The sequence below is a fragment of the Halorubellus litoreus genome (assembly GCF_055378595.1).
The window spans coordinates 43,147-64,897 of record NZ_AP043835.1 but is presented as its reverse complement, the minus strand read 5'-3'; the positions used below and the strand labels follow the sequence as shown (position 1 = coordinate 64,897).

At 58.3% G+C, this 21,751-nt stretch carries 12 protein-coding genes; 9 read left to right on the top strand and 3 right to left on the bottom strand.

The annotated features are described in order from the left end of the window. Positions 1-194: 194 nt before the first annotated feature. Entirely contained in the window at positions 195-1,370 is a 1,176-nt protein-coding gene (locus ACZ48X_RS03020; protein ID WP_336351866.1) for a PD-(D/E)XK nuclease family protein, read from the top strand. Positions 1,371-1,736: 366 nt separating this feature from the next. Here the strand turns inward: ACZ48X_RS03020 and ACZ48X_RS03015 are convergent, their stop codons facing one another. Together ACZ48X_RS03015 and ACZ48X_RS03010 are read right to left on the bottom strand one after the other, a co-directional pair. Continuing rightward, a complete protein-coding gene (locus ACZ48X_RS03015; RefSeq protein WP_336351867.1) occupies positions 1,737-2,867 on the bottom strand; it encodes a DUF4332 domain-containing protein in 1,131 nt (376 codons plus the stop codon). A gap of 357 nt (positions 2,868-3,224) precedes the next feature. Further along, positions 3,225-7,937: a DUF3320 domain-containing protein gene (locus tag ACZ48X_RS03010; RefSeq protein WP_336351868.1), complete on the bottom strand. Its 4,713-nt coding sequence runs from the start codon at positions 7,935-7,937 to the stop codon at positions 3,225-3,227. 817 nt (positions 7,938-8,754) lie between these two features. Between ACZ48X_RS03010 and ACZ48X_RS03005 the strand changes: the two genes are divergently transcribed. Both ACZ48X_RS03005 and ACZ48X_RS03000 read left to right on the top strand, forming a co-directional pair. Further along, positions 8,755-12,549 (top strand): helicase-related protein, encoded by a 3,795-nt coding sequence (locus tag ACZ48X_RS03005; protein WP_379762814.1) that lies wholly within the window; start codon positions 8,755-8,757, stop codon positions 12,547-12,549. Between the two features lie 160 nt (positions 12,550-12,709). Then, entirely contained in the window at positions 12,710-16,312 is a 3,603-nt protein-coding gene (locus ACZ48X_RS03000) for an Eco57I restriction-modification methylase domain-containing protein (protein WP_336351870.1), read from the top strand. 193 nt (positions 16,313-16,505) lie between these two features. On the opposite strand, the gene ACZ48X_RS02995 is transcribed toward ACZ48X_RS03000, so the two are convergent. Further along, positions 16,506-16,766: an ArsR family transcriptional regulator gene (locus ACZ48X_RS02995; protein ID WP_336351871.1), complete on the bottom strand. Its 261-nt coding sequence runs from the start codon at positions 16,764-16,766 to the stop codon at positions 16,506-16,508. Positions 16,767-17,032: 266 nt separating this feature from the next. Here ACZ48X_RS02995 and ACZ48X_RS02990 point away from each other — a divergent pair, with 266 nt between their 5' ends. From ACZ48X_RS02990 to ACZ48X_RS02965, 6 genes are all read left to right on the top strand, one after another. Beyond that, positions 17,033-17,335: a hypothetical protein gene (locus tag ACZ48X_RS02990; RefSeq protein ID WP_336351872.1), complete on the top strand. Its 303-nt coding sequence runs from the start codon at positions 17,033-17,035 to the stop codon at positions 17,333-17,335. Continuing rightward, positions 17,332-17,826 (top strand): hypothetical protein, encoded by a 495-nt coding sequence (locus tag ACZ48X_RS02985; protein WP_336351873.1) that lies wholly within the window; start codon positions 17,332-17,334, stop codon positions 17,824-17,826. Before ACZ48X_RS02990 ends, ACZ48X_RS02985 begins: the two co-directional genes overlap by 4 nt. Before the next feature lie 210 nt (positions 17,827-18,036). After that, on the top strand, positions 18,037-18,462 hold the full coding sequence (locus ACZ48X_RS02980) for a hypothetical protein (RefSeq protein ID WP_336351874.1): 426 nt from the start codon (positions 18,037-18,039) through the stop codon (positions 18,460-18,462). Further along, complete coding sequence (locus ACZ48X_RS02975; RefSeq protein WP_336351875.1) at positions 18,459-19,409, top strand: hypothetical protein; 951 nt, start codon at positions 18,459-18,461, stop codon at positions 19,407-19,409. The genes ACZ48X_RS02980 and ACZ48X_RS02975 overlap by 4 nt, the downstream gene beginning before the upstream one ends. A 722-nt stretch (positions 19,410-20,131) precedes the next feature. Continuing rightward, positions 20,132-21,061: a hypothetical protein gene (locus ACZ48X_RS02970; protein WP_336351876.1), complete on the top strand. Its 930-nt coding sequence runs from the start codon at positions 20,132-20,134 to the stop codon at positions 21,059-21,061. Then, complete coding sequence (locus ACZ48X_RS02965; protein WP_336351877.1) at positions 21,058-21,609, top strand: hypothetical protein; 552 nt, start codon at positions 21,058-21,060, stop codon at positions 21,607-21,609. The genes ACZ48X_RS02970 and ACZ48X_RS02965 overlap by 4 nt, the downstream gene beginning before the upstream one ends. Positions 21,610-21,751: the final 142 nt, after the last annotated feature.

The following is a 21,751-nucleotide window of genomic DNA, read 5'->3' as shown; positions in this document are numbered from 1 at the left end:
TACCACACACCCAACTCAACAACCAACGTCCCAGCCACCGTGTCGAGGTGTTCAGATTGGTGTGCGAGCAGGGAGAGGTCGTAGAATCAAGCTGTTTTCATCCCCACGCGCAGGCGGCCAGACGACAATACCCGTCACGTTAGAAAGGGGAATCAGCCCGCAGTCTTATCCCAATTCACGACGAGCATCTGGTCGTGTCCGACGGCTCACTCGAAGCGACGCTCCAAACAATCGAAGCGCGGCTTACCGACGTCGAACAGCGTCCCGCAACCACCCTCGGCGTCCTCGGGGAAGCCACCACCGAACGTTACTGGGAGGCGATGTTGGTGTACTTCCTCGACCCGGCCAATCCGCATGGCTTCGGGACAGATGTGCTCGCTGCGTTCCTCGACGCCCTTCGAGCCCACGACGGCACTCGAATCACTCCCTCACGGCACGATCTTGACAGCGTGCAAGTGCGCTCGCAGGTAGCGACCACGGACGGACTGGTTGACATCGTGCTCCGGCAGGAGGATGCGTGGTTCGTCTGTCTCGAACTGAAGGTCGACGCCCGAGAGACGAACGCGCAGACAGAGCGGTACGCGGACGCGTCTGCATTCGGCGACCTCGTCGTCGACGACCACGACGGACTTGGGGAGTACGTGTATCTCGCCCCAGAGCGCGCCCGGGCATCGACCGCTGGGACCTTCGTTGACGTCGCCTGGGAGCACGTCGTCCCGTACTTCGAGGACGTGGTACGCGCCAGTTCCGGCCGGTATCCCGCGAAGAGCCACGCACAGTTCGCCGATTTCATCGATACGATCCGCCGTACACTCACCATGGACGACGAGACCATCATCTCCGAGGAGACCAGACTGTACACCGAATACGCGGATATCATCGACCGCCTCACCGGCGCGTTCGAGGACGACAAAGGGAAGATCTTCACGCATCTCAAGACCACGTTTCTCGCCGACAGCCGTGGCACGCATGAGGAGTGGGCGGTGAACACCCGGCCGAGTTCGTATATCAACTTCTCGAAGGACGCATGGAAGAACCTCCCATCAGGCACGACCATCGAGTACGAACCTCACGTCACCCTCACCCGAGACACCCAACAGATACGGCTCCGACTCGATATTGAGCACGGCGACAAAGACGCCATCCGAGCCGCCCTCTGCGACCGCCTCTCCGAGTCGGAACTGGAGTCGATTCACACGGCCGGCTGGGAGTTCACAGACACCGCCTACGCGTATCTCGCAAAGACGGTACCACTCGACCTAACCACCCCCGAAGCCTCCATCACGAACGCCAGCGACGACCTCCACGCACTCCACAGCATCATCGGGCACCACATCGACGCCATCGCCAGCCAGCGTCGAGACTCCTGAGAGCTAGCAGATCCCATATCATCCACAGCAGTCCTGTCGCGTTCAACTCCCCCAGCCACCCTGTACTGTGATTTGATTGCGGTAATCGACACACGATCACCGACCGCCTAAGGTCGGTTGTGGAGGATGTGGCGACGAATCGGACGTGACGTGATTCTTGAGACCGCATGACAACAGATGACGGGTTCGCTGAGGAGACACCGCGTGGCGGTGAAATCGTCGGGCGTCAGCCACGCGACGCTGAACAAACTGGCGGGGTAATCCCGGGGGGTCTCCTCGACTGGTTTCCAGACATCATCATAGACACGAATACTAACTGGCCCTTTCCTCACATACGAATCCCCAGTGCAAACTCACAAACCAGAATCAATACGCACTGTAGCGTGCCTGACGGCTCCAGCGACGGAGCTGACTAACTGCGAATGTAGACTCCGCCGCAATCGCATACGGGTCCACAACAGCGAGATCCTGAGCAGACTCAATCCCCAGCGATTCAAAATCGTCTGCACGCTGTGCCCCAATATTCTCAAGTGACTCAAGTGGAATCGATTCTTCTGGCAACAGTTTCCGAACAAGCGCCGTATCCCCGCGGAGATACGCTGCCTCCCGAATCCATTTCTTTACCGTCTCAACTCGAGACTCGGTATACTTCGCAACGGCCCCCGGATCAGCGCCCGCTAAATCCGCAACCGTCTCAACCCCCGCAGCAGTCAAGGCCGCAGCCTTCTCCGGCCCAATCCCAGTTATCCGCGTAATTGACCCCCCATCCCAGTCTTGCGCCGCCGAGACCAACGCAGCCAGGCGACTCTGGGACAACGCGAACTTCGAACTCTCCTGTGCAACACCTACGGTAGCGAGGTCCCCAATCGTATGAATCCCCTCTCGGGCCAGGGTGTTTGCGGTATCATCACCCACCCCATCTAGCGCTGTTACTGACTGAAAGCGCCACGCAGCCCCATCTTCGTCCGCCGAAGTTTCGTGATCTTCGTCACGTGCTGGCGGTGCGTGTGGGCCAGTCGGGAAATTCGGGGCCGGTGAGTACAACGGGACTGACCCTTGGTAGCTCGCCAACTCGATCCGACTCCAGTCCTCGGTGGCCAGATACCTGTCGAGAACCCGTTCACACCCCAGTTGCTGGATGAGGTCCGTCAGTTGGTTGCCGTCAATGAGTTTGATCTGGTTGAAGTCAGCCGCAAACTCCACCGCTGGACCGGTGAATGAACTGGTGGTGATAATCGCGACCACGTTCACATCCCGACTCATCGCCAGGCCACTGATACTCCGGACGTCACTCGTATTCAATTTCGATTCTGGCCTGAATCGCTTCACCTGCATATGGACCTGCAAGTCGAGCGGGAACGACTGGGAGGCAATCACGTCAATTCCCTTATCGTGACTGTCTGGCGTGAGTTCTGTCTGCCAACCCTGAATCTCCCAGAGCGCCGCCACGAATTCCTCAAACGCCGTCGGCGACAGCCGCCGGAGCTTCGAAAGCATACCCAACCCCGCGGGGTCAACACCTATTGTTATGCAATGCTGAACCCGTGCTTTACCTGCTGGTCCACTGGCGGACAGCCATCACTCCAAAGTGTCGTGACTACCCGTCTGCAAGTATGGACGTGTTGGGGCGACGCCGGCCACGACCCTCGTTTTGATCTGGCAGTTACGGCAGCGGTCCAAGCAGTTCACGACCAAATTTGAGGACGAACTAACCCAAGAATATTGCCTCCATCTTCGGTGTATACAGACCGTTGCCGTCAATCAGTCGCAGGTGTGGTTCTATTTCTAAGTGCTGTCAACTTCGGCCATCTCCTGACCGTCACAGGCAACTGACCAGCTCGCATCCAGACATAACTACCCGCGGTACACTTCTGCTAACAGGAGCTTATCAATATCTACGTCGCAAGCCCGTACAGTATCTGCATCATCGATTGCACCAATCGAGATAAGATGGGCGATTGCAGCCTCTATCTCGCTCTGAATCCGTTGTCCACGGCGTGACCAGCCGAACTTCCTGGCCGTTTCGAGCACCAGATCATCCTTCGTCATCTCAAGGCCGTTTTCCAAGATGTGGTACGCCGCCTTCGCGAACTCTTCTTTCGGAATCTCATCTGCCGGGCGATTATCCGCACCGGTGTTCGTCCGTACGGACACCTCCTCAATATCCGTCGGCCACAGATAGCCATCTTGCTGGACGATCTCGTCTCCGACGAGGTGCGTGATGATCCCGTTCAGGCTGCGGCGGATTTTCTTTCCAACACGCGAAATGCCGTACTGTTGAACCAAGAGGGTGAAGACGGCGTCCTTCTCAATTGGGCCGTGGTCTTCGACAATTTCCAGGAGTGCACTTCGAACCCTCCTGTTTGGGATGTCCTCGAAGTCGCGATTCCCACGGGACCGCTCTGGCGGAGCTTGATACGGCTCGAAGAGATCAGTTCCCCCATCGGGCTCTGCTGGTTCCGGTACTGCTTCGGCAGATTCAACGTCGACATCGACCTCGTGCTCCGGTTCGAAGTTGTCCGCAAGCAAGTCGTCAACCTTCGACTCTATCTTCTGGAGCTCTTGTTCTTGGTTCGACGCCCAGTCCGGCGACCAGATTCGATGAATCGTCCACCCGAGATCCTCCAATATCAGTTGCCGCGTCCGATCACGGTCACGCGCGGTCTTCGTCGAATGATAGGCCGCACCGTCACACTCGATCCCGAGCAGGTATCGGCCCGGATACTCGGGGTGCTGGATTGCAAGGTCGATACTGTATCCTGAGCTCTGAATCTGGGTTTCGACATCGTACCCACGGTCCGTGAGCGTGTCGTAGACGGCTTCTTCGAACTCCGAATCGAACGTGAGCGTGGTCCCTGGGTCATCGTCACGGACGAGCGCTCGCTCCCCCTGCTTTGCGTACTGGAGGTACGTCTTGAAGTCGTGCACGCCCCGGGCTTGGGTGCGGCTCAGATCGATATCGCCGGGCTGTAGCGAGGAGACGACGACGACGCGCTCCTTTGCGCGAGTAACGGCCACGTTGAGGCGGCGTTCACCGCCGTCATTGTTGAGGGGACCGAAGTTCATTGTTATCTTTCCCGACTGGTCCGGGCCGTACGTGACGCTGAAGAGCATCACGTCCCGTTCGTCGCCTTGCACGGCCTCCAGGTTCTTTACGAAGAACCCTTCGAGTGCGTCGTCCTCGTCGACGAAGGCATCGAGTGCTGGGTCTTCTTTCCGACGTTCTTCGATGGTGTCACGAATTGCGCGTTCCTGTGCTTTACTGAACGCCACAACACCGACACTCTTGTCTGGTTTCTCGGTCGCGTACTCGTGGAGAATATCGACGATTCGGTGGGCTTCGGGCACGTTCTGCCGGGAGCCACCGCGGTCGTAGATGCCGTCCTCGACGAACTCGAAGTCGACGCCGGTGTCGACGGCTGCATCGTTATCTGGGAAGGTGTTGAGACGGCCGGCGTAGTATTGCTGATTGGAGAAGGCGATGAGTTCGTCGGAGCGACTCCGGTAGTGCCAGCGGAGGTGCATCTCTGGCAGTACTGCCGCCGCTTCATCGAGGATGCTTTCGAGGTCCTCGCGGACGTCATCGTCGGCTTCGACGTCGCTGCTGAAGAATTGCGTTGGTGGGAGTTGTTTGGTGTCGCCAGCGATGATGGCTTGGTCGCCGCGGATGAGGCTACTGATCGCATCCTGGGGCATGACTTGGGACGCTTCGTCGAAAATGACCGTATCGAACTCGATTGCGCCTTGCCGGAGGTATTCGGCCACTGCGAGTGGACTCATCATGAAACACGGCTTCAACCGCGTGATCATGTCGCCTGTCGTCGCGAAGAGTTCGCGGAGCGGTTTCCGGCGGCGCTGTTTCTCGATTTCGCGGCGGAGAGTCACTTGCTGTGAGCTCGATGCGTGTTCCAGGTTCATCGACGGGCGCTGTTGTGTGACGCGGTGTTGAATCTCGACCTTCGAGAGCTCGAGTTGTTGTTTGTCAAGGCGACGGAACTCTTGGAGGATCTGCTCGTGGTGGTTCGTGTTGAACTCGCCGAGGTCCGTGCGCTCGTAGATTCCGTTCAGGAAGGCCGTGTAGAACTGTTTGCGGAATCCGGAGACGAGGGCGTCAGCTTCGTAGTCGCCGTCGAGGAAGGCGTCGATGTAGCCGCTTGCGATGGTGTCCGTGGCGGACTCGAGGCCGTTCGAGAACTGAATCCAATCTTTGAGTTTCGGGAGTGCGTCTTCCAGATCCGCGAGCGTGGCTTTCGTCGCTTCGAAAGAGGCGGCGTACAGCTGCGTTCCGTCGGGTGTGGTGAGGTCGTCGACGGCTTGGATGCGCGTGAATTCGTTCGCGGCGTCTTCCAGCTCTGATTGGAGCGTGGTGGCCTTCGTGTGCCAACTCTCGAAGTCGGGAGGAGTGGCTGCCGTGCAGAGCAGCGATTCAATGCTGGAGAGGTCGACTGTGTCGTTCGTGCTGATTGTGCGAACCCACTCTTGTGCGTGCTTGACACGGTCCCAGTCGGTGGCGGTCTTCTCGTAGAGTGGCCCGAGCGTTTCAATGACGTCCTCGTAGTCCTCGAGTTCGCGTTCCAGCTGTGTAATCTCGATGAGCGTCTGGAGGTCGTCCAAGAGCGCCGATTGCCCGGGATTGTAGTCGTCTGTTGCGTGACTGAGGACGCGTTTTTTGAGACGCCGGTAGGAGGGTTGGATGTATCGAAGCAGCCCGTACTGGGCCAGCTCCCCGTGTAGGTCGCTTGCGGGGAGTGAGTAGATGGACGATTCGTAGTGCTCGCTGATGGAGGCTCGTTTCGCGGCGAGTTCCTGGCTCGTCGCCGCAAGTGAGGCAACCTCTGATTCGCCGTCGACAAACGCCGGGTCGAACAGCGCGTCGTGCCAGGACACGTCGGGACGGTCCACCAACTTCGCAAGTGCGTCAATGAACGCTCGGAACTCTCGGACGGAGTCCGGAGCAATCCCGAGTTCGTCGCGTGCTGCAGCGGCGGTCTCTGCCATAGCATCAACCACGTCCTGTTGGGCGGTGAGTGAGTCACGGAGTCGGTCTCCGGTGTTGACCTGCCACGTCGTGGTGGTGGTGTGTCGCCAGGGGTGTGAGTCGTAGTTGGAGAGCTCGTCCGAATAGTTTGCAAGCTGTTCGAGCGTCTCGATCGCAGTATCGAACTCGGTCCTGGTAACCTCGAATGCGGTTGGTGGGGTCCACAAGGGCGCGTTGACGTCACCATAGCTGGCGAGTGCACCGTGGGCGTCGTACGCGGTTTCGTTCAACGCACCGTAGGACTCGTGAAGGATCTCCCCGTATTCGTTGAGATCATCTCGCCGTTGCCGAAGTTTCCCAAGTTGGGAGGCACGCTCGGATGGCGCTTTGACGGTTGGCGCGTTGAGTTCTGTCTCGAGGCTGGACAGAATCGAATCCTTCGTTGCATGTTTGCCGTGGGCTGATAGACAGAATCGACCTAGGTCAACCTCGTCGAGTCGGTCCTTGACCACGTCCAAGGCTGCTTGCTTCTCACTGACGAACAGCACCGTTTCGTTGGCGGCGAGTTTCTCAGCGATAATGTTCGCAATCGTCTGACTCTTCCCAGTCCCCGGCGGCCCTTGCAGGACGAAACTCACGTCGGATTTCGCTGCTTCAATCGCCTCCTGCTGGCTCGAATCGGCCTCCAACACTTGGTGCGTTTCCATCGGGTCCACGGCCTCGTCAAGCGTTTCCGCGCCCGGAACGCTGCTGGCATCAGCATTCAGCGCACTCTGATCGCCGTTCAACGCTCTGACGATGGGATTCGATTTAATTTCCCCGCGATTCTCGTCGAGATCCGTGTACAGACTCAGCTTCGCGAAGTCGAAAATCCCGAGCACGACGTCATCACTAATCTCCCACCGGTCTCGCCCCTGAATAAGCGATTCCACCGCAGACACCGTCACGTCAAGCTCAGCCAGGTCAACCGTCTCATCACCAGGTAGTTCAATACCGAATTCGCTGGTGAGCTTCTTCCGGAGCGCCGGGTTCAGAATGACCTCATCCGTCGAACTGATAACGTAGTCATGACGGTCCGGATCCGAAACCGTCTCTCGCTCAAGTTCGACAGAGACCAGCGCCAACGGCGACCGAAGTTGTTCTTCGGCATAATCAACGCTATACCACTCCAACATCCCGACCGCGAGGTAGAGTGAATCGACACCCTTCTCCTGGACGTGCTTGCGCTGATTCAAGTCCACGTTGTATAGCGAGCTCTCCGTCGCCTCCGGCTCTCGAATCGACACTAGCTCCGTCGCAGGCCGCTCCGTCACAACTGCCCCATCACTCCGCGCACCGCTATCTGCATCCGCAGGTTGCTCCTCAGCGGGTGCGTCACCTGCCGGATCAGACGTCTCGTCAACATCTGGTTTGTAGACGTAGAGATCATCCCCCTCGGCAAGGTGAGTCGTCAATTCGAGCCAGTTATCGTTCTTCGTCGGCAGTGACTTCGTCTTCGTCGCCGAGAAATCGACCATGTTGTTCCGCCGCGTCAAATCCAACAACTGCTCCTGCCAGCTGTCAATCTTCTTGTCCAAATCAGTCCCCATCACGCACTACCATCCCACATTAGTCCGCCACCCATCAGTGCAATCCTAGGGTACCAACAACCACACCCCAATGAAGGTACTGGCCACCACAACACCCGCAATCAGCAACGTGAATCCAATTGACTCCTGCCCCCAGTCCCCACGGTCCGGTTCCACCAGGTCTAGCGGTGCTACCACCTGAATCGTCGGAGTGTGTAGAAACCGTCGAGTTCGTGCGTACCTGACCAGTCTGAGGTGAGGAAATCTCGGGGTGGACGTCTGGATGTGCTTTCAGTCCGCGACACGATCACCGGAACAATCGTTCGACGAGAGGAGCATATCAGCCGGAAGCTCCAACTCGAGTTTGGTGGTCGGAATGGTCTGCGAGATGGTCTCGTGGCGATGGCTGGGCTGGTGAGGTATAGTCGGGCAAGACAGCGTCGCAAGCGTCCCCTCGGAGCGCGGATTCGCTGAGGAGACAGTGTTGGGCGCTGAAATTGTCGGGCGTCACCAACGCGACGCTGTAAGACGCGGCCAGATGATCCAGAGTGGTTGAATCCGACGAAGGCGTCTGCACCAAGATACGCAGCCAGCGACTCGTCACGAGCCGGGACGCGCCGCTCCGGCCCGACCTCGGCGGCGCGGTCGTCAAACAGCTGCCAGAGTCGCGACACCGTCTGACTCGTCAGCTTTCGATGCACGCCACTCTCACCGACCGGCCCACCCAGATACACGCCCAATCGGGTTGTTCTTTGATTGTGGTCAGATTCCGAATTGTGGAGCGTGGCTAGATACTAAAAACAATTAACAGGCCAGACTGTCTGTGGCTACCAAGGAAATGCTCGGTCTTGACCCGCTTGTTGATAATGCAGAAAGCACACTCGAGGATGTCTATCAGGAGTTGCTACCGGAGACGGAAGAGGTGCGTATCGCGACGGGTTATTTCTACCTCTCAGGATTCGACCTTTACAAAGACGATTTGTCAAGCCTGAAACGGCCAAAGGACTCCGAGACGGCGCCTCTCCGAATCCTCATGGGCCGGCAAACGAACATGCAGACAGCTGATGAGATTGAAGAGGGGCGATCACTCCGAGAGCAGTTCAAAGCCGAAGTGAAGGCCGACATCCAGGACCTCAATAACGCCCAGTTGGATCGGCTCGAACGACTGCGCGATTTTATCGCTGATGGGCTCGTCGACGTCCGCGTTCGAAACCCTGAACAAGGCTACTTCCATGCCAAAGGAGCGTGTTTCAGGATGGTTCCCGACGACCCCACTACGCGAAAGGGAGACCGCGACCGACGCCCGAGAGCAACCATCGTAGGATCGTCGAACTTCTCACAGAGCGGGCACCAGAACAACATCGAGCTGAACCTCACCAGTGCAGACCTGGGAGACGCTGAGGAGTTCGAGCGCTGGTATGACAACCAGTGGGCGAACGCTGAGGATTTCAGCGAAGAACTCGTCGACGTCATCGAGAACAGCGACCGATATCAGGAATACAAGGACCAATCCACGGACGACGACACCGAGCTCGGCACGTACATCGAACCGTTCGAGCTCTACAAGCTGCTCGCATACGACGAACTCAACGGCAACGTCAGTATCCGCGATAGCCCCCTCTACTACTTCCAGACGCTCGGCTACGAGAGTGCCAAGGAGAAGCTCGCACAGTACGACGGCTGTATCATCTCCGACTCCGTCGGCCTCGGGAAATCTTTCATCGGCGGCGAACTCCTGCACGACTATCGCCACGCTGGCGACCGGTGTCTGCTGATTGTTCCAGCGAACCTCACCGACCAGTGGCGGGACCTCCTCCAGAACGACACCGACGAAGACGGCAACCCGTACTTCGGGCTCGAGGTCGACGGCACCCACCTCGATGTGATGAGTATCAGCAAGTTCCAGAACCTAACCTACGAGGAAATCCAGGACGTCAAGAGCGAGTTCGAGGTGGTGCTCGTCGACGAGGCCCACCGGTTCCGGAACCACGGCAAGTGGCGTCCCCAACCCGACCACGACGACGATTACAAGGGGACGCGTCGGCACGCGAATCTCCGCCAGCTTCGCGGGAAGACGATGATCATGCTGACGGCGACGCCCATCAACAATTCAGCGACGGACCTCAAGAATCTCATCAGCTTGTTCACGAGTGCTGAGGAGTTGCGGAATAAGGCGTCGCTGGATTTCGATGCGTTCGACGAGTACATCGAGCTCTCTGAGGAGCGCAAGCAGATTGCGGCGGGGAAGGAGGAGGTAAGCGACGAGGAACAAGCGGAGCTGACGAAGAAGCTCCAGCAGCGGTCTGGGGAGATCTCGCGGATGCTGAACGAGGTGATGGTGTTGCGGACGCGGAATCACGTCAAGACCCAGATTCAGGATGGCGAGGACTTCGAGATGAGTTTCTCGCCACCGACGCTCTCGAAGGAGGAGTACTCGCTGCCGCGAGCGTACCAACCCATCTATCGGATGTTGCCGGACGTGATGGATGCGCTGCATCTGCCACATATCACGGTGAAGAATCCGAATGCTGGTGGGACGCTCAAGGCGTTGTACAAGCTGAATCTGTTGAAGCGCTTGGAGTCCTCGACGTACGCGTTCGTGCAGTCTATCGAGACGCTGCACGGGAGTGAGCGCCAACTCCTGAGCGTGCTGGATGGGCTGCCTGAGGACGAGGATATCGACGTGTTGCGGCGCGTCCAGGCTGGTGAAGATTCGAAGACAATCGATGACTTCGTTGAGGGCGCTGATGCGGCGGAGGATCTGGAACAGACCTTGGAGGAGTTCGGGTTCGACACGACGGCGGTTCGCGCTGACGACGCCCAGAGCGAGCCCGAGGACGAACTCGCCGACGCTACCATCGGCGAGGTGAAACAGTACATCCGCGAGGACCTCACGCTGTTGGCGTACTTCCTGTCGCAGTTCATCGGCGACGTCGCTCGTGACGCCGGTGCGGTCAACGACCACGCCGTCGACACCAGACGGTGGTTGCACGAGCACGACGCTGGGACGCTCCCGGAAGTGCCCGAGGACGAACACAATCCGATTCTCTACCCGCGCAGCGACCTAGAAGACGTGGTGGCGGCGACGGCTGAGTTCTACGATGCGGTTTTCGCGCTGCGAGAGTTCCGCGACCCGAAAATCGACCGACTAGCGGACGTGCTCAACGAGCACGATAGGAAGGTCCTGATCTTCACGCAGTATCGCGGGACAGCCGACTACGTGTATCGCACGCTGCGAGACGACCCGAACTCGCCGCTGACGGCATCGAACAGCGCCGTCGTCAAGGGTGGGGACGAGAACAAACAGCAGATCATTCAGCGGTTCGCACCCGAGGCATCTGGCTATCAGCAGACCCTCGCCGAATCTGGGGAATCAGAGTTGCAGTACGTGGTCGCGACAGACACGCTGAGTGAAGGGGTGAACCTCCAGGACGTCCACGTGGTCGTCAACTACGATTTACCGTGGAATCCGATGCGTATCGTGCAGCGAGTTGGGCGAATCGACCGCATCGGGTCGACGGAGGAGAAGTTCGTGCACAACTTCTACCCGGACGGGGACATCGAGGCGGCCATCAAGCTCCTCAAGCGCCTGCAAGCGAAAATCAACGACATCGCGCTCATCGTCGGGAAGGAGAACAACATCCTCGACCCGAACGAGGACCAGATACTTGAGCAGGCGGGCGTGGATACCGAGAAGACCATCGGCGAACTCGAGGTCGAGGAGATAGAGGATTCGCTCCGGCGGAGTCGGGAGGTGACGGACGTGAACGAGCTCGACGACACCTCGAAGAATCCACTCTTGCGGAATGCGGGGAGTGACGAGGACGCGGCGTTCGAGCGGTATCTGTTGAAACAGGAGCTGAACGAGGACTTCGGGCTGGATACCGAGGACTTCGAGTTCGCAGAGGACTTCTTCGACACATCACCGAGCGAACGCGAGCACCTGTACACGAACGCGACCGATCACACCGAGGGCCCGCTCCCCGGCGTGTTTGGCCTTGCACATCTCTGGTTCGAAGACGACGACTCCCCACGGGATGCACCGCTCGGGCGGACGCGGCGGGCGCTCTACTACAAGCGGTTCAGTGGCGACGAGGTGAAAGAGCGTCCCGTCCGACACATCGGACTCACTCCCGGCGTGGGTGGAGAGCCGATTTCTGGTGATGGGGAGCATGCGGTGGCGAACCGTGACCGTATCGGCGCCGTCCTTGAGGAGCGATTGGAGTCCGTTCGTGAGAGCCAAGTCGGTGGCGCGTTCAAACACGGCGAGAAGCTCTCGCCCGAACAAGAGACCATCCTGGACTTCATCGACCAGTACGTCAAACCCAAGTATGGAAATGACGAGGCTCCCGTCGACGCACACGAGACGGTCGAAGAGTGGGCGACTGTACTCGCGGACGATCTCCAAGGGGTGAAGCTCAAGAACACCGACGAGGACCGCATCCTCCGAGAGACGTTCCGCGAGCATGACGACTACGAGTCGTTCACCGACTGGCCCGTCACCGAATTCCTCGAGACCTTGGAGACGTTCCTCGCGGAGAATATCGCGGCGTCCGCCGAGTATCAGGAAACGCTCGTCGACGAGAGCGACGTGCAAGGGCGGCTCGTCTGCTGGGGTGTCATCGACCGCTAACCACCGGCTCCCTGTCGTCGGACAACATTGAATGGTTCACATCTGTAGTTGCTACTGGCTCAGCCGCTTTTGTATGACCTATCGTTTCACCAGAGGAGTGGCCGATTGCATCAGGTTCCCGCACGTGGGTTTTATGTGACCTCCCGGGTTGGTGTGGGGCATGGCTGACCAGATCTCCGCTGGGGATATCGCGGACTGGGATTCGCTCGACGACATCGCGGCTTCGTTTGAGAAACGCGGCTTGAAGCGGTACGACGGGCTTGACGCGGAGAACAAATTAGCGCTGCAGATCGACGACGGCGAGTTCATTGTGTTGGTGGAGGCGGGTGCTGGGGAGTCGGCGAACGACTTCAAACCGGAGAATCGGGCGCGACGGACGAATCTGGTCGCGACGAACGACTACGAGTCGTTCACGTTCCTCACTCGGATCCGGAGTTGGGAGGGCCAACAGCACGGCCGCATCAAGCACCAGAAGCTCTCGTTCACGAAAGAGCAGATGACGAGCGATAGCGGTCAGAAGAACACGGTGCTCCAGAAGCTCAACAGCATCGAGTACGGTAATCCCGACACGGTCGTCGACACGCTCTACGACACGAAGCAGGTCGTCAAGGAGTTCTACGAGGACTTCGAGAAACTCCGCACGGACCTCGTCCAGGAGGTCGCTGGTATCCCCGACGACCGCGGGGACGCGAAACAGCGGTACGTCCAGATAGTCCTGGACCGCATGATCTTCCTCTACTTCATCCAGGAGAAGCGCCTCCTGGACCGGAATCGCTCCTATCTCCACGACAAACACGAGGACGTCGTCGAGGACGAGGGGGACGTGTACGCGGACTTCTATCATCCGTTGTTCTTCGAGATGCTCGCCGAAGGCGTGGACCGCGGGGACTTCGGGAGCCTCCCGTACCTCAACGGTGGCCTCTTCTCGAAGAACCCCGTCGAGGAAGAGTTCGAGGACGCCCGCCTCGGTGAGACGACCGAGCGGACGAACGAGCTGTTCGGGGACATCCTCGACTTCCTCTCGGACTGGAACTGGAACGTCGACGAACGACTCGACATCGTCGACCCGAAGAACCTCTCGCCCGCCATCCTCGGCCACATCTTCGAGCAGACGGTCAACCAGAAGGAGATGGGCGCCTACTACACCCCCGAAGAGATCACCGGGTTCATGGCGCGCCGCACGATCCACCCGTATCTACTCGACCAGCTGAACGACGCCGTCGGCGCCGACTACGAGGATATCGACGAAGTGTTCGCACTGGACGACATCGAGAGTGGGGATGCGAGCGAGGCGCTCGCGGACGGCGGCGCCATCACCGCCCAAGCCCCCACCGACAGCGTCGACACCAACCACGTCGAGACGCTCTACCACGACGTCCTCACCGAGATGAGCGTCCTCGACCCCGCCGTCGGCAGCGGCGCCTTCCTCCTCGCCGCCCAAGAAATCCTCCTCGACATCTACCTCCAATGCATCGAGTACTTCCAACACCTCACCGACACCGGCCACGGCTGGGAACTCACCAGCAAAACCCGCGACGAACTCGAAGCCATCAATTCGAGCTCCGGCGGCCCCTCCCTCTACGCCAAACGCAGCATCATCCTCAACAACCTCTACGGCGTCGACATCGACGACGGCGCCGTCGAAATCTGCAAACTTCGGTTGTGGTTGTCGATGGTCGCCGACATCGAAGACGAACCCAACGAGGTAGAGCCGCTACCGAACATCGACTTCAACATTCGACAAGGGAACTCCCTTATTGGATTTTCGGATTTCATTGAAATCGATAATCAAGGGAATAAGCCATTGTCGAACTGGGGAGAAGGAGTCGGAACTGGCGTTCGAGAATTATTTGAAGACGTGATTGAAGCTATAGACAGTTACAACACCGCTAAAGATCCTGAATCCCGACGTGATGCTCGTTACCTTGCTGAATCACGTATAGATTCGCATGCTGACTCCTTGGATGAGAAGGTCCTTGAAGAATTCCATGAGGCCGGGTTATCATCGTTGGGTATAGAGGACATCCGTGAGTTTGACCCATTCCACTGGGTCCTGGAATTCGCACCAGTGTACGACACTGGCGGGTTTGACATCGTAATCGGGAATCCACCGTGGGAGGTTCTCACTTCGAATCGGGAGGATTACTTCACTCAATTCGATCCAATATTCAGAACGCGGGGGAAAAGTGACAAAGATTCGAAGCAGGAGGAACTCCTCAAAAATACAGCAATAGAGAATGGCTGGGAAGAACACCAGGACCAAATGCAAACACTGTCGACGTACTTTACTAACGGCTCAAGTTTTTCGCTTCAAAGCCCGGAAGTAGGAGGACACGGAAAGCACGATCTCTCTGCCCTCTTCATGGAAAGAGTATTGGACTTAGTAGGGGATCAGGGGTATGTATCACAGATTATACCTGGAAGAAATTTCATAGGCACCTCAGGAAAGGACTTACGAACTCACTTACTTTCCGATACATCAATTGAACATATAGTCTCATTCGAAAATCATGGCATATTCGAGGATATCGATAACAGATATAACTTCGGCATAGTAACGCTACAGAATTTTGGGTCGACGGATTATCTTAGGGGGATATTTAAACAGCATGACCTAGAAGTTCTATCGTCATTTGACAGCAGTTCGTTTAATATATCAAGTGAAATATTGCTAGAATATTCCCCAACAGTCCGGCTCTTCCCGCAAATAGACTCTGAAACCGAAATCGGTATAATTCAGAGTATAATCCAGTTCCCACCCTTGAGTGAAAAACAACAAGAGAATTGGTATATAGATATCTACAAAGAGGAGTTGAACCAGACCAGAGATCGTGACCGGTTCGTAGAAAATCAACAAGAAGGCGATTATCCTGTTTACGGAGGCGAGAACATCTATATGTTCAGCTATGATTCAACATTTTTTGAGGACATCAATTCGCCTTCCCTGTGGAGTGTAGATGAGTCAAAGGATCAAGAGATAAGTGCAAAATATAGGATTCGGGAGAAGAATTTGAGGTCACTTAAAAAGTCTCTCTATCAAGAGTTTGAAGGCACCGGTTCACAGATCGGATTTGTAAATAGCCTTTTGGAAGATCACGGCCGTGGAGAGCTAAATGAAGAAGATGTGTTATTAGATTGTACTGAATATCGGATAGGGTTTAGGCATATATCAAGAGCCACAGACGAACGTAGTTTCATAGCAACAGTACTACCTAAAGGTGTTGTATGTTATGAGAAAGTCCCCGTGGTCCGTCCATACAAAATTAAACCTGCACTGGAAGATCTCGGGGATTCACCACTTCATAGCGTTTACGAACGAGTTTTCTCAGATGAAGAACTTTTCGCAGCAGTTGGTCTACTGAATAGCATCTGCTTTGATTACTTAGTCCGTACTAAGCTTGACACTAGTATGTCTAAGTATGTAATTGAAGAGTCACAGCTCCCACGACTCACTGAGGGGGATGCGTTGTTTAAATACATATCCCACCGAGCCGCTCGGCTTAATTGCTACGGCAAAGAGTTTGCAGAGATGCGTGAACGTCTCGGAGGAATTAATCCTGCAACAAATACCGAGGAACGTCGAGACGTACAGGCTGAGCTTGATGCGGCCGCTTTCCACGCCTATGAGCTTAGTAGGCAGGAGGTGGAATATATCCTAAACGACTTTCACAGGGTTAGTAACCCCAGAATAATGACTGAAGATTACTTCGAGAGAGTCATTGAGAAGTTCGATTCGCTCAGTAATCAAGCTCAAAATCCTTGATTTCCAGTATCCGGGGTGTCGAATAACGTTACGCTTGGAACAACTTAGACCCGAATTTACCCACTCAGATGTTTATTGACTTATACTGTAAGTGGCAAGTCTGGCATCGTCGCTTCGCAGTTCAAATACAGGGTGGAATAATGCTGCGGCGTGAGCCGGGTAAAAGAATCCAATCGTTGGAATCAACTGCGGTCTAGACGCCCTCGTCTTCCAGTTCGGAGACGTCGAGATCGCCAGCAAGGTACGCGCGTCCGTGGTCTGAGAGTCGGTAAATGCCTGCAGCTTCGTCTTGATATTCGATTAGATTGTGGTCACGAAGGAGGACCACGTGTTCGCGGATTGTATCTCTGGCCCAGTCGGAGTTTTCAGCGATCAACCGAGGGGTCAGAACTAGCTCGCGGTGGCCGCCCTCATTTGCGAGGATTTCGAGGATATCCCGGTCTGAGGGAGTCATCCAATTGGCTAACCGGGGTTGCATTAATCATACGCCATAGCGCGCCCCAATTGACTGTTTTCATCAAGAACTTTTTCCACCCTATCCAAAGTAAAAATCACACAATCTCGGGGGTAAAGCGTAAGTATCCGGCTCACACAGGACTGTGTGACGCGAGCTTCATCGCGGACCTGTCGCTCTCCGAGCGTGGGTCCTCACGAGAACTGCGGGCCCCGATGCGTGGACATCGGGCCCGCGTGGGCTCCGTCGAAGTAGGCGACGCAGCCATGAGCAAGGATGCTAGCGCGGGAGAAAAACCTCCCGCACCGACCCGAGACGCACCATCCACCAACCAACCCACTGCGGTCATCGTCGAACAGACGCATCGCGTGACGCGCGACGGCATCACCACCACCACCACCACAAGCGTCACCACCCCCACCCAATCACAGCGGATCAGCGAGGCGGTGGCGGACCAACTCCACCTCGCCTTCGACATCTCCCCCGAGGAGCACGACCTCACCACCACGCCGGCGTGGACGTACGCCGACCACGCCCTCACCCGCCTCACCGGAGGTGACGGGCGGTGAGCGACGACGACCCGGAGTACGGGGTGACGGACGCGTGTCCGCACTGTGACGCGGGCCCAGAGGCGTTGTATCGGCGGGCGCCAGGCTTCTCGAAACCCACACGCGGGGAGGACGCCGACAAGGACTGGTACTGCCGCCGCTTCGAACACGCCTTCGACACCCAGCGCGGCCCGAACGCCAACACCCCGGCGGCTTCAACCATGGGAGCGTCGCCGATCGGCTCATCCAACCCCCACTCAGCGCCGTCACCAGCGAGAACACCCGATGACTCCCTACACTCGATGGACGATCACCGCCGCCACCACGCGCATCGCCCTCGCCACCACGGGAGGACTGCTATGACCCCCACCGCGGTGGTCGACGACGACACCACGCTCAACGCTGGCATCATCGTCGACCACGCCAAAATCGGCCCCCTCCAGGTCACTCACAGCACGCGCGGCTACCCCACCAGGGTCGAATCCGCGGTGCTCGACCCGCCCGGGCGCTAGTGGGTCACCTTCCGCGCCGACCACATCCACGCCGCGTGGAATCAGACCCTCACCCCACGAGCGAGACCAGCCCCGCCCCCGGAGCGCACGCGGAACCAACGTAGGCCCGGATGGCGGATGGCTCGTCGACGACACGCACGACTGCATCCCACGGATCGACCAGACGACCGACCACGAGCGCAGCCAGCTCTGCGGCCAACTCATCGACCAATGACGAACCACACTCCCCCCACCGACCAGACGCACACCCACACAACCGACAACGAACAGAACGAGCGCGACGCCAACCGCTTCGACACCCTCTCCGGTTTCCAACGCGCCATCCTCCGCGCCCTCGACGCCACGCACCCACAGGCGAGCGAGACCGCCACCAGCATCCGCGAAATGCTCCGATCCTACTCCCACTACGACGCCGACGAACCATCGTCGAGTCGCTTCTACCCCACCAAGCTCTGCCTCGAAGACCGCAACTGGGTCTGTATCCAGCACGGCCTCGAGGACGCCCGGCGCCGCCACTACCACCTCACCCGCCCCGCCATCCAAGTCCTCACCGCCATCACCGCCGTCGAACTCGGCCACAACACCACCACCCAGCCAGACACCACCACTGCGGACGCTGGAGGTGATGCGGGATGACCGACCACGAGAGCCTCGAGGAGCGACTCGACGAGCTCGAAGACGACGTCGGCGAGCGCCTCCAGGAACTCGAAGCACGCGTCGGCACCCTCGAAGCCGAAGTTGAGAATCTCGACGAGACCGTCGAGGAGCTTGAGAGCGAGAACGATGCATTGAATCGCGAGGTGGATAGGTTAAGAACGAAAGCTGAGCGAGAACAGCGGAAACGCCGGGGTCTCCAACGCACCATCGCGCACGTCGAACGCGACATCACGGATCGCCTGGACTTCATCACCACCGACGTCTGGGAGCTCGAAGACATCGTCTACGGCGAGCTCGACGGCGCGGCCGCCGACGTCCACGTGCAGAACGACGGCGACGTCTTCACTCGGCTCGAACACCTCGAGACGCGCGTCGAGGAGGTCGCCCACGGCGAGGTCGACGCCGCAGAGCTAGCAGCACAGCAAGCCGGGCCGAGCGTCGAGGACCTCACGCCGTTGCATCAGTTGTACACGACGGCGACGAATCTGGAGCCCTACGAGCACGAACTCAGCTCGAACCAAGAGATCGCCGCGCGGCTCTTCCCACATCTGGCGCAGTATGCAACGCCACATGGCGACGAATTACATCTGTCGTCGAACAAGCTCCAGGACGTCATCGAACGCGAGGTCGCAACGCCCGAACTCGCGAAGCGCCTGGACGTCCGCCATCCCAACCGTAACACGGTGCGGCGCGTGATGGAGTTCATCGGCCGCTTCGGCAAGGACCTCCTCGAGTTCGCACCAGCGAGTGGCGACGAGCGACGGAACGATCGGAACCTCATCATCATCGATAGGGACGCGTGGCACGAGTACACCAGTCAGTTCAGCGAGGCCGACGCTGTCAACGGTGTGACCGCGACGGCCAGTGAGGGCGATAGCGGACAGCAGGTGTTGACGGATGACGGGGGTGATGTTACGGTGTCGTAACCAGCCACGAGCGAACACCGTAACACGCTGATCTGGGCGATAGCCCCAACATATCACACGGCCAAGTAATTCCACCGACGCCGCCGCTGTATGCATCTATTCGCTAGTGGTTGGTGCGTGGACTCGTCCGGGACTCGTCCGGCTAGGGGCAAGTCTCGGACGAGTGGTTGTGCGTTACGACCTGGGTGACGAGCGTGTTACGACGGCGTAACACACGACGGGAGAACCCCTAATATGGATTCTGTGATGCGGGTGGGAGCGAGAAGGCCGTGCCGGCATCGCGGACGTGCACGGGCACCCGGATCGATTTCGGGTGTCGATGCTGGAGGGACTGCAATCGGGCCGGGTGGGGGAGGGAGCACGTTGCGTAGTGTCTGCACGTGGTCGCCCCCGCATGGACAAAGCTCGTGCGTGGAGAGGTTGTGGGTTGGAGAGGGTGACAAGGAGGTGGTTGGTGTGCTGGGGGGCGTGAGTAGTGGTGGGCTGTGTTGCTGAAGATGTTCGGTCGGGGGTGGGAGTCGGTGTGGGGTAGGGCCGGGAGTAGGTCTTTGGGTCTGCAATGCGAGTGGGTTGGGTATGGGATTGGGATGGCTATGAGTGTGGGTGGGAGTGAGTGGGCGGCGATTGATGCGTGGTGGCCTGAGTCTGAGTGCGCAGCATTGGTTAGTGGGCGGTATGCGGGAGATCGCGTCACGGTTGACTCGGAACCCGGGTGTGGGGCTGTGGACGAATGGTGGGCGGCAAGCGAGGCCGGGATGGGGGTCGGTGTTGGTGTGGGGGAGAGCGTGGTGGGTGAGTGCGATGGTGGGTGGTGGGGGTCGGTTGATACGTGGTGGGGTGACTTTGCTGGGGCGGGGCGTGAGACGGCGGGTGCGGTTGTGGCGGCGTTCGAGCGGGCGAATGAACAGTGGGCGGCTGGGGAGGGGCCGTTCGACACCGACCCGTTAGCAGGTGATACTAACATGAGTCGTGGCGAGCGCGGCCCACTCCCCCCAGCCACAGAACCCGACTGGTCAACGTGGCTGGCCCGAACACTCAGACCCTCCCACGCACTACCCGAGACACTGTTCGACACCACACTCAACGACAACCCAACCACTGTCCGAACCGAAGCCGTCCTCCCAAACGCCGACGGGACCGACCGCCGCGCGGACCTCCTCATCTTCCACGACGACCGCGCCGTATCCATCGAAGTAAAACTCGGCGATGAAAACTACGCGAAAACAGCGGAAACCGTCGCCCTCGTCGAACACCACTACCCCAACTACGAGTGGACACACGTCTTACTCCTCCCCGAGCAACAGCAAGACGCGCTCACCGCCACCCTCGACAGCACCACTATCGACACGGATACCGAGCGGCCGCGGCTCGACTGGCCGGGGAAGCCCTCGGTGCGAGTGCTGTACTGGCGGGACGTCGCGGTGGCGTTGCGGTCCTGTCTCGTACGCGGGGCATGTGTGGATGCGTATTGGGCGGCGAATGCGTATCTGTTGTGTGCGAGTATCGAACGTCGTGTCGTCGGCTTTCAGACGGCGGCGGTTGTCGCGGAGTTAGCCGGCCCGACAGGGATCGTGGATTTGTTGCCGACGGCACAGCGGACGCGCCTGTTGAGCAAACAACTACGGTACTTGCGTGAGTGGGTTGAGGCATGAGTGAGGATGTGGTCTCGAATGGGTTGGTGGATGATCGGTACGTGAAGGCGCTCCGGTTGGTCGAAGAGTTCCAATCGCAGGTTGGCGCGCTCCTACGGCAGTTTGAAGCCCAGATGATGCAGGCGCAACCGGAGCTGTTCGAGCAAGGTGAGACTGCACGGCTAAGGCAGAGTGAGAATCCGGGGAGTGGCTTGGCGAATCATCGGATTAATCACTCGTTGTCGGGGCCGGCGGCGCCGGATGGGGTAGATTTGAACGTGCATCTGTATTGGATGCCGCCGGCGGAGTACAACCGGACGGATATCGATGGGGCGCTCCGGGCGTTCGGATACAAGCTCAAAGGCGCCGATACCGGGATCGATGAGTCAGTAGCTGAGCAGACGCGTGCAGGTGAGTGGGAGCTGGAGATGGCGCCGAATCCGTATGATTCGAACACGGTGTTTTATCGACACGTCAGTTCGAAAGCCGAGATCATGGATGCGATGACCGTGTTGGTTGACCACTTTGAGACGTTCGGCGATGCGTACCACATGGAATCCCAGTCGTGAAGACGCCAAGGAGAGAGTCAGCAAGCCCACCACCGGGCCGAGTATTGGTGCCGAGAGAGCCTGTGTGAAATGGGTCGTATCGCTGGGCTGCTCATTGCCCCTCTCCTGAGTTCGGAACTGGGTGAGTGTGAGAAAGCGTAGA